This window comes from Bartonella sp. AP57NXGY (assembly GCF_042195805.1).
Taxonomy (GTDB): Bacteria; Pseudomonadota; Alphaproteobacteria; order Rhizobiales; family Rhizobiaceae; genus Bartonella.
The window spans coordinates 1-896 of record NZ_JBHIOZ010000418.1; the positions used below are offsets into that span (position 1 = coordinate 1).

The 896-nt window shown below is 39.8% G+C and carries 1 pseudogene; it reads right to left on the reverse strand.

Annotated features, from left to right (window positions below):
• Positions 1-896, reverse strand: a pseudogene (locus ACFIL8_RS11225) (protein ndvB); the annotation flags it as partial.

An 896-nucleotide genomic window follows, 5' to 3' on the forward strand; every position in this document is an offset into this window, starting at 1 on the left:
GTGTGGTGATAATAAGATTCACAGACCCACTCAAGAGCGCGTTGTGTACTTTGTATATAAGAAAATGTTTGTTCATTAAGAATGACCAAATCAACAATGAGTCCACGCATACGCCAATATTCATGTGCTTTAAGGAGCTCGCGCAGTACAGTTATATTTCCCTCGTTATTTAATCTAAGAAGACAGAGTGGATTGTCTCCTGAGATAGACATGGGCCAAAGATTAGACTGTTTTCCTAGCGTTTTTGCTAATATTTCAGAAGGAAGACGCCACGTTCTTTCTGGATAAATAAGCGGTGTTGCATATTTTTGATAGACAATAGCTTCTTTAAGCTGGGTTCCGCTCTGATACAGTGCGACTTGTGAGCGCGTCCATGCCATTGAAAGTTCTTTTTGAAACATATCAGGTTGTCGATAATGTTTAATATGATTATTTAGCGCTTCTTTTGTATGAGCAGCAAAAGTCCAAAAAATAAGTTCTGCTTTTTCATGGGCTGAAATTTTTATACGGCATCGCAATGACATAACAGGGTCAAGAACACAACCTTGACTGTTACTGAAACGAGCATTTTGGTCAAATGCAGCGGGTCGATGAATGGATCGCCCCCGACCAATAAACAGAGAGCGATCTGTTTCAGCTTCTGTCTCTTGGAGAATATCTGTTGTACTAGAAACAAAATGGGTAACATAGATTTCAGGATCACTAGGCGAGCGTTTGCGCCTTTTGGCAAAAATTGTTTTACCTTCTTCAGTAATTTCTGTCTCTATAAACATACGGGAAAAAACAGGATGAACTTGGTCTGTATCCATCGTGGCAAGCGCTAATTCACCATAAGAAGTCACTTCAATGAGTCGGTCTTTATTTGTCGTATTCATCAGTTGAATACGTCTCCCTTC